At 37.5% G+C, this 9,344-nt stretch carries 8 protein-coding genes and 1 pseudogene; 2 read left to right on the forward strand and 7 right to left on the reverse strand.

The genetic code is table 11. The annotated features are described in order from the left end of the window. Positions 1–28 precede the first annotated feature (28 nt). The 5 genes and pseudogenes from ACEN33_RS07005 to ACEN33_RS07025 form a co-directional block, all read right to left on the reverse strand. Positions 29–1,117, reverse strand: a pseudogene (locus ACEN33_RS07005) (glycoside hydrolase family 1 protein); the annotation flags it as partial. A 79-nt stretch (positions 1,118–1,196) separates the two neighbouring features. Continuing rightward, entirely contained in the window at positions 1,197–1,355 is a 159-nt protein-coding gene (locus ACEN33_RS07010; RefSeq protein WP_407089273.1) for a hypothetical protein, read from the reverse strand. 276 nt (positions 1,356–1,631) lie between these two features. Continuing rightward, positions 1,632–3,815: a glucose PTS transporter subunit IIA gene (locus tag ACEN33_RS07015; protein WP_407094792.1), complete on the reverse strand. Its 2,184-nt coding sequence runs from the start codon at positions 3,813–3,815 to the stop codon at positions 1,632–1,634. Positions 3,816–4,054: 239 nt separating this feature from the next. Then, entirely contained in the window at positions 4,055–5,119 is a 1,065-nt protein-coding gene (locus ACEN33_RS07020; protein WP_407094793.1) for an acyltransferase family protein, read from the reverse strand. A gap of 73 nt (positions 5,120–5,192) precedes the next feature. Then, a complete protein-coding gene (locus ACEN33_RS07025) occupies positions 5,193–5,780 on the reverse strand; it encodes a YdcF family protein (RefSeq protein ID WP_407094794.1) in 588 nt (195 codons plus the stop codon). A 136-nt stretch (positions 5,781–5,916) separates the two neighbouring features. On the opposite strand from ACEN33_RS07025, the gene ACEN33_RS07030 reads away from it, so the two are divergent. Together ACEN33_RS07030 and ACEN33_RS07035 are read left to right on the forward strand one after the other, a co-directional pair. After that, positions 5,917–6,528 carry a DUF2179 domain-containing protein gene (locus ACEN33_RS07030; protein WP_407094795.1) on the forward strand — a complete coding sequence of 204 codons (612 nt, stop codon included), beginning with the start codon at positions 5,917–5,919 and terminating at the stop codon, positions 6,526–6,528. Positions 6,529–6,550: 22 nt separating this feature from the next. Then, positions 6,551–7,408: a fructosamine kinase family protein gene (locus ACEN33_RS07035; RefSeq protein ID WP_407094797.1), complete on the forward strand. Its 858-nt coding sequence runs from the start codon at positions 6,551–6,553 to the stop codon at positions 7,406–7,408. 44 nt (positions 7,409–7,452) lie between these two features. Here the strand turns inward: ACEN33_RS07035 and ACEN33_RS07040 are convergent, their stop codons facing one another. Continuing rightward, the gene (locus tag ACEN33_RS07040; protein WP_338487665.1) at positions 7,453–7,626 is read right to left on the reverse strand and encodes a tautomerase family protein; all 174 of its coding nucleotides are present in this window, start codon (positions 7,624–7,626) and stop codon (positions 7,453–7,455) included. Positions 7,627–7,846: 220 nt separating this feature from the next. Beyond that, positions 7,847–9,085 carry a mechanosensitive ion channel gene (locus tag ACEN33_RS07045; protein ID WP_407090943.1) on the reverse strand — a complete coding sequence of 413 codons (1,239 nt, stop codon included), beginning with the start codon at positions 9,083–9,085 and terminating at the stop codon, positions 7,847–7,849. Positions 9,086–9,344 lie beyond the last annotated feature (259 nt).

Consider the following 9,344-nt stretch of genomic DNA (forward strand, 5'->3'; position numbering starts at 1 on the left):
CTCTAAAAAGTAGATAGCTTTCTTCAATTTATTTGTATAAACTTTCGCCGTTTGTCGAAATCACTTCTTTATACCAGTTAAATGATTTTTTCTTGTAGCGGTTTAAAGTACCTGATCCGTCGTCATTGCGGTCTACGTATATGAAGCCGTAACGTTTACTCATTTCTGCTGTTGAAGCTGAGACTAAGTCGATACAACCCCAAGTTGTGTAACCCATCAACTCAACACCGTCTTTGATTGCCTCACCAACTTGTTGTAAATGTTTCTCAAGGTAGTCGATTCGGTAATCATCTTCTACTGTCATCTCTCCGTCGGCACCTTCAACTAAAACATCCTTAGCACCTAAGCCGTTTTCTACGATGAATAGTGGTTTTTGGTAACGATCCCAGAAGTCGTTTAGCACAATGCGTAATCCCACTGGGTCAATCTGCCATCCCCATTCAGAACTTTCTAAGTATGGGTTGTTAACACCACCGAGTAAGTTACCCACGCCGCTATCATATTCTTCAGGATTAGCAGCTATAGCGGTACTCATATAGTAACTAAAGGAGATGAAATCCACTGTGTTTTCCTTTAATAATTCTGCATCACCTTCCGCAAACTCAATCTCGATCCCTTTTTCTTTGAAGAGACGTTTAGCGTAACCAGGATATTCGCCGCGAACGTGAATATCTGAGAATAAATAATTGCTATTCTCAAAGTGACGCGCTGATAGGACATCTTCTGGGTTCGGTGTCATTGGATAAGCTGGCATCGCGAGTACCATACAACCAATCTGGAAGTCTGGATTAATTTCATGACCAATCTTAGTTGCTAAGGCACTCGCCACTAATTCATGATGCACTGCTTGATATAGATCCTGCTCAGATAAGTCTTCTTTCGGTGTATTTATTCCACCACTCATAAACGGTGTATGAAGCACTGAGTTAATCTCGTTGAATGTTAACCAGTATTTTACTTTATCTTTATAACGGTTGAATACAGTTGTAACATAACGTTCATAGAAGTCGATTAAATCACGATTAGCCCAACCATTATAAGTGCGCGCTAAGTGAAGTGGCGTTTCATAATGAGATAAAGTAATTAACGGTTCAATTCCATATTTTAGACATTCATTAACTCCTCTTTTTAAATTAAAACGAATTGCTTAAATGCATTATATAAATCGTCATCTTCAGGAGCACCTGCCACGTAATCTAATCAGACATGGCTGTAATGCCATCACCGCCTCTTCCCATTGCCACAACTTTTTCCTCCAACAAGATATCCAACGCCGTCTGTTTATTAATTCCAGTTAAAGCAATATCTCCAAATGAAGCTTTTTCCAGGTTATGAACTTGATATAGATGCACCACATAAGAATCCTTCTGGAAATTTATAACGACCCGATCCTTTCTTCCTTAAGTAATTTAAATACTTGAAATATTTAAGCTATAACCTTTGATTAGTGTGCTTTATTTAATAGAAGCGGAAGAATAGGATTGAGTTGTTCCTGTTATTTGCCTTAGCTGGATGAATGAATTTAAATTCTTCCTGTTAAACGCTATCATCCCTAACAAGGCAAAGAAACCGCTAGTACCTTTTCCGATACTAGCGGTTTCTTTTTAAACTTTAGTTATTAATTCCAATCATTAATCAATTGTAATTAACTCGTCACCTGCGTTAACTGTTTCTAACTCAGAAGCAGAGACATTGTTATAGTTTGCTGTGTTTGTTACAACAACAGGTGTAATTGTTGAGTAACCAGCTTCTTTAATTAGATCGATATCGAATTCAACTAATTTTTGTCCAACAGTTACTTCTTCGTCTGCATCAACTAACACATTGAAGCCTTTACCGTCTAAATTAACTGTATCAAGCCCGATGTGAATTAAGATTTCAGCGCCAGCTTCAGTTTGTAAACCAATCGCATGACCTGTTGGGAATACAGTAACAACTTTACCATTAACTGGTGATACAACTTCACCAACTGTTGGCTCAATTGCTGCCCCTTTACCTAATGCTTCACTTGCAAAAGCTGCATCTGGAACATCTGTTAAAGCAACCACACGACCTGTTAATGGACTTGCGATTCCTTCAACTGTTTGTTTAGTTTCTTCTTTTGCTGGAGTTGCTTTTGGCTCTTCATCCACAACTACTTCTGCTTCTTGAGAAGTAGCTTCAGTGACTTGAATTTCACCTTTGTTAACACGGTTAATATAATCTTCTAAGTCAGTCGCAATTCCACCAACTTGAGTACCATAGATAACTTGTACAGATTTACCACTTACAGTAACTCCAGCAGCTCCTGTACGACGTAATTGTGCTTGATTCACTTGCTCACCATCTTCAACTGTTACACGTAGACGTGTTGCACAGTTAGTAAAGCTAGCTAAGTTGTCTTGTCCACCAAGACCTTCTAAAATTTGTTGTGAGCGTAACTCATCTTCAGTTAATTCACCTGTAGATGAAGTGGTTGTTGTTTTAGCCGTTTGACCAATACCATGCTCTTCACGATACTCATCTTTACTACGTAAACGAGTTTCTTCTTCATCGTCTTCACGACCGGGTGTTTTTAAGTCGAATTTCGTAATCGCCCAGCGGAATAGGAAGTAGTAAACTAGACCCCAAATAATTGAATAAATCGCTAAGATAATCCAGTTAGTTCTCTCATTACCCGGTAACATACCGTATAAGAAGAAGTCTAGGAAACCAGCAGAGAAGGTAAACCCAACCCCGATATTTAATAATTCAACAATAACAACCGATAGACCTGCTAATACCGCATTCACTCCGAAGTATAATACAGGTGAGGCGAATAGAATTGCGAATTCAATCGGCTCTGTAATACCTGTTACGAACGAAGTTAATGAACTTGAGAATAAGAGTCCCTTAACATCATCTTTACGTTCAGGTTTAGCTGTATGGTACATTGCTAATGCTGCAGCTGGGAAACCAACTAACATCATTGGGAATGCGAATGAGAAGTATTTAGCCGCTCCTGGACTAATAACATCACCATTTTGTAATTGAGCGAAGACAATGTTTTGCGCTCCGTTAACTACTTCACCAGCAACCTCAATAGAACCACCCATAGCTGTTTGCCAGAATGGTAAGTAGAACACGTGGTGTAAACCGAATGGAATTAATGCACGGTATACGTAACCGTAGAAGAACCCACCAATTGGACCAGATCCTGCGATTGTCTCACCTAACCAAGCAATTCCTCCACCGATGAATGGCCAAACGAAGGCTAAGATTGCACCAACGATTAAAGCAGCAACGGTTGAGATAATTGGAACAAAGTGAGTTCCCGCGAAGAATGATAAAGCATCTGGGAATTTAACACGGTAGAATTTGTTGTGTAAGTAAGCAACAACTAAACCGATAATAATCCCACCGAATACTCCTGTATTCAATGTTTCTTCAAAACCTAAGACTGAACCAACTAAACCGTTGATCTCTTTTAACGACTCAATGTCACCAAAGTTTGCCAACGTACTAGTAATTGATTGATACATGACTAAGTAACCAATAACGGCTGAAAGTGCCGCAACCTCTTTACGGGCAGTAGCTAAACTACTCGACACCGCAATTGCGAATAACAATGCCAGATTTCCAAAAATAATGTCTCCAACATCAGTCAAGATACTTAAGATCCCGTTAAGGATTGTACCTTCGCCTAGAATACTTTCTAAGCCCCACTGTGCAATAAATGCGTCCCCAGTAATGGTTGCACCAATACCAAGAAACAGACCAGCTACCGGTAATAAAGCGATCGGTAACATGAAAGATCTACCTAATGTTTGCATTAGGTTAAAGAATTTTCCGTTCATAAAAAATGATTCCCCTTTCGAAATATTTACAAAGATAGATAAAACCGTACCAATTATACCATTTTTAATATTATGTACAACTGTTAATGTAATGATATTTCATTGAAAATGCTACTTTTTTTGTAAATAAAATGTGATTACGGAGAGGTCAGATGATTTTTTACTTACTTTTAGCGAATTCAATCGAAAATATGGAATTAACAGCAAAAATCATCAGATAACCCAAAAACACATCGGATTTATGAATTCGATGTGCTCTGAGTTAAATCTATTTTATTGTTTGGTTTGCTATTATCATTAAATTTGAAGCGCAGTTTCTTTAACCACTGTTGCATCGGTTCCAAATAAAATCGGTTGAGTGGTATATATACCAGAAGCGAAAATACAGTAGCGAACAATGTAATCAACACAACGCGAATCGGAAGTGAGTGAATCTGAAGCTTGGGAAAGACGAATAGCAATAGGCCGTATACATTAATACCCAAAGCATGTAAGAGATAAATTTGGTCCGAGTAATCCCCTAATTTCGCAATCACTGTTTCTTCACCTTTGTATCGATTAAAGAAAGTAATCACTAAGTAAATCACAGGAATAAATAATAATTCAATATATTCTCCTTGGTAGAAAAAGCCAAAAGTAACAACATAGACAAATATCCAACCAATTAAGACACGCCAGTTATATTTCCAGTAATCCCCTTGCACCCCTACATAATAGCCGATACTTGTATACATTAAGGCTTTTGGGAAGCCTCCGTAACGTAATATATCAGTTAACAGACCATTTTGAAGACAGTAAAGTGACACAAGATATAAGACAAATACACTTAAGATTAAGATTCTTGGTGAGTTGATTATCTTATTTAAGCCATACAGGCACGAGATACCTAGAAAGCTCGCCCATAAGTACCACAAATGGTAAGATCCAATCGTTCCTTGCGCAAATTGTCGCCACGTTTTAGAACGGAAGATGATCATCACAGCATCTATGACAGGCTCTTCATACAGCCAAGCTTCGAGGCCTGCCATGAGCAAAGACACCACGTAATAAAATAATGAAATAGAAATAAATAAACGCAAAACACTGCCTGCGTACTTTAACATGTATGCATTTGTTCGGCTTGACAATATATAACCTGTAATTGCGAAGAACAAAGGTACAGCGTAATTAAATATAGCGCGAGGCCATTGTAGTTCAATCAAAGGTTTATTATATGCTGAATCGATAAATGCAAATACATGAATGAGTACTACTCCAATAGCAGCAACAAACTTCACCTTATCAATATTGTAATTTTCTGACATGTAATCCCCCTATTCAATTTTCTAGAAAATACATAATACCGCTTCTAGATTCCAAAGTCTAAAGAAATGACTATTAATCTAAATCCAAGAAGTGATATAAGCCAAATAGGTAACCATAATATTTGTAAATTTCACGACGCCCTGCACTGCGAAGACCAGGTGTATCAAGATAAGTAATGACTTCACCCTCGTTCGTATAGACGTAAGCTGAAATATAAGTTAGATCAAAGTCATAATGACGGTTTACTCGCTCATAAATCATGCGTGTCCGTCTCGTATGGTAATCAGATGTGACGACCAAAGCAGAGTTCCAACCATTTTCTTCCATTAAATTTAATGTATTTACTGCATTTGTGTAAGTACTTGTTGCTTCATTTTCAGCGATAATCTGATCTTCTCTCACACCTGCATTTTGATAGTGAGGTAAAAGATTTAAGTTCTCTCCATAAAGAGGTGAGACAATAATTCGGTCGGATAGTGAATAACCATCGAGTAATAGTCGGCCAGCTTGATCTTCGCGCCCATCTCCACCTTCAGGGACAATAATCACATCGCTGGCTACAGGGGTGTCTCCAATATCTAAATGGAAGTAGAGCCATACAGCATGCCAAGACCAAAACAATACAATAAGAACTGCTAATTGCTTTAACCTTTTCTTCATAGTATTACCTCTTTTCAAATGATAACTTATTTTATCATAACCTATAAATATAGCTACAAACAGCGAGTTAATTTACATAAAATTTAATTTACTGTAACATTTACTTTAGAGATTATTAAAAGGAGGCCTTTGATTTATGAACTGGCTTGTATTAGGACAAATTTTTGCCATCAACTTAGTATATATTATGTTAAATACGATTCGAACATTACTGACGATGCGAGGTTACCGAAACCTTGCTCCGATCTTAGCTATTATCGAAATAACGATCTACACTCTCGGCTTGTCAATGGTGATGTCATACATTGAAGAAAACATCATGTACCTCATCTTTTACGCTTTAGGTTTTGGCGTTGGGATTTACTTAGGTATGTTAGTGGAGAACCGGATTGCTTTAGGTTATTCAGTGATGCAAGTATTCACAGAAGACGACAACCATGTGCTGGCGGATTCTTTAAGGGAACGTGGCTATGGGGTGACAATTCAACCTGGTTACGGACGGAATGGAAACCGGTTAGTCTTAACGATTCTCACGCCACGTTCTACTGAGAAAGCTTTGCGTAACACAATTAATGAACTAAACCCGAACGCATTTTTCATCTCATATGATGCAAAATACATTCACGGAGGCTTCTGGACGAAACATATTAGCCCACCACAAATCATTGAAGAAAACTTTGAACAAGACCAAAAAGAAGGCTTTGAAACGCCAGATGAGGTTATCACTAAAGATGAATATATTGAATAATCAAGAAGGAGGCGCTTATTCAATGAGTCATAACTGGAAAGATGTATTACCTATCGATTCAATTCAAGAAATCATCCCTGTATCAGGAGGCGATGTAAACCAAGCCTTTCGAGTGGAAACAAATTCTAAACCTTACTTCTTACTCGTCCAAGCGGGTCGCAGTGCAGACTTTTATACAGGTGAGATCGCAGGGTTAGAAGAAATGGCTAAAGCTGGAATCACTGTACCGCAAGTGATTGATTCAGGTGAAAACCAAGGTGATGCTTATTTATTACTTAGCTACCTCGAGGAAGGTCAAAATGGGAATCAACGTGAATTAGGAAGAATGGTTGCCCAATTGCATCAGTATCACTCTGATGACGGCTTATACGGCTTTGACGCTCCTTATGAAGGAGCTGACATTCAGTTCGATAATTCATGGACTGATTCTTGGCTTGAGCTTTTCGTCGAAAGACGGATGGACAAACTTCACAGGCTGCTTGTGGATAACAATAAATGGAATCAACGTCAAAGCGATACTTATCAACAAGTAAGACAAATTATGGTGGATGAGTTAACTCGACACAAAAGTGACCCGTCATTATTGCATGGTGACTTATGGGCAGGTAACTATATGTTCTTGTCTGACGGTAGTCCTGCTTTATTTGACCCCGCTTCTATGTACGGTGACCGCGAATTTGATTTGGGTGCGACTAAAGTATTTGGTGGCTTTAATTCTGACTTCTACGCTGCTTATGATGAAGCTTACCCACTTTCTGAAGGTTCAGAATTACGCATCGAGTTCTACCGCCTTTACTTATTAATGGTTCATCTACACAAATTTGGTGCAACCTATGAATCATCTGTTGATCAATCGATGAGCATCATATTGAATGCATAAAAATACCCCTTGAGACCTGAGGTTCTCAAGGGGCATTTGTGTCTTTAGTAGTCTTTTCCACTGTAAAAGTCTTCTTTAGCCATATCTTCAAAGATGACGCTAATCGCTTCCTTATTCGCATAGCCTTGCTCAATCATCGATTCAATGATTGCTTTTGCTAAAGTTTCTTTCTGTTCTGGTGTGCGTCCTTCTTTAGATTGAATTCGTACAAAAGGCATTCTAATCCCTCCATTGTTGTTTTAGTTTATTATACTCTTTTAGGACAGTTTTGTGCAAAAGATAGTGTTGGTAAGTTTAAATTTAGGAATTTGTTTAGATTCTTCCAGTTAAACACTTCAGCTGGAAGAATTTTTTTATATTTCTCCAGTTGAACATCCTACTACACTATTTTGCACAAAAAAGAAGCCGACTAAAGTTTAGCCGACTTCTATCAATAGTTTAAATTGTATGGTTGTTATTATCTTCAGCTTTGTCAATCTCTTCGTCAATGGCTTTATCCGCTTTGTTTAATTGGCGAGCCGCAAAGTCGCGTCCACCTAAACCAAAGGCTAACGCTACTGCTAGACCAGCTGCACCAAGGATAATAATGAATCCAGCATTAACAATTGTTTGAGCGATATGTAATTGTTCTAAGATCATGAATGCTCCTAAAATGATAATCGCGTAACGGATGACTTCACCAAATAACTTGTTACCAGTTGCTTTTGAAATAAAGTTAGCTAAGATGTTTCCACCGATTAATGCAACTGCTAAGATGATAATCGCGCTTAATACTAATGGGATGTAAGCAATGATTGCTGCACCAATGGTATTAAGAACTTCTAAGTTTAATACAGAAATTGCTTCAACTAAGAAGAATAACATCAACACACCTTTAACAACTGCTGCTGTAATGTTTGAAATTTTAACGTCAGAAACTTCTGAACGGAAGTTTAAGTAACGTGAGTATTTATCAACACCTGTTGTTGCTAGTAAGTTTTCAATTAAGTCACCTAATAATTTCGCTACAACACCACCAATAATTAGTAATACAGCAGCTGTAATGATATTAGGAATAGCACTTAAGATTTGATTTAATACTGCTACAATCGGTTCTGAAATTGATTGAATACCTAATGTTTCAAGTGCTACAGTTAAAATTGGGATAAAGATTAACACATAAACAACTGTCGCAAGTACTTCTGCAATCTGACCTTCATTGACATCAGCACCTGTTGTACTACCCGTTAGTTTTGCATACCATTTATCAATGTTTAAACTTAATAATAGGTTGCGAACAAGCTTTTTAACGAACTTACAGAAGTAAGCACCAGCGACTAGAATAACAATCGCTGTTAAAATGTTCGGAATATAGCTAAAGAATTTATTAAACATGTTCACGATTGGGTCCATAACGCCACCCACATTTAAACCGTTTAAAATTCCAGGTAAGAAGAATAACAATGTCGCAAAGTAAACGATTGATCCAACCGTTTCAGTATACTGCTGACCTTCCTCTTCTGTCTTAGCCATGCCCCATGATTGTGTACGGCGACTAAAACCAACCTTCTCTAGTCCTTTAATTGTTAGACGTTTAAGTCCCCAAGCAAGAATTAGAGCTAAAACTAATAGTAATAGTGTTCCGATAATTCCTGGTAACATTGCGCCAAGTGTCGCAAAGAATGATGAAAAATCCATATAATTTCCTCCTAAAATTTTTCTAATTTATATTACTAGTATATCATCTGACATCATATTGTAAAATGATATACCTCGTATAATGATAAGTATTCATTTTACTTCAAACAAAAAAAGTTACTTTGTTATATAAACCTGAATAATTCATAGTTTTACTAATAGTCTTTCCTAACATTGATTTAATAGTCTTTAAAGTAATCTGCTTCATCACCCATTAGGTGATGAAAAAAGACCCCCTTTCTGATATGGTTAATTCACC

Source organism: Ruoffia sp. FAM 24228 (assembly GCF_045528575.1).
Lineage (GTDB): Bacteria > Bacillota > Bacilli > Lactobacillales > Aerococcaceae > Ruoffia > Ruoffia halotolerans.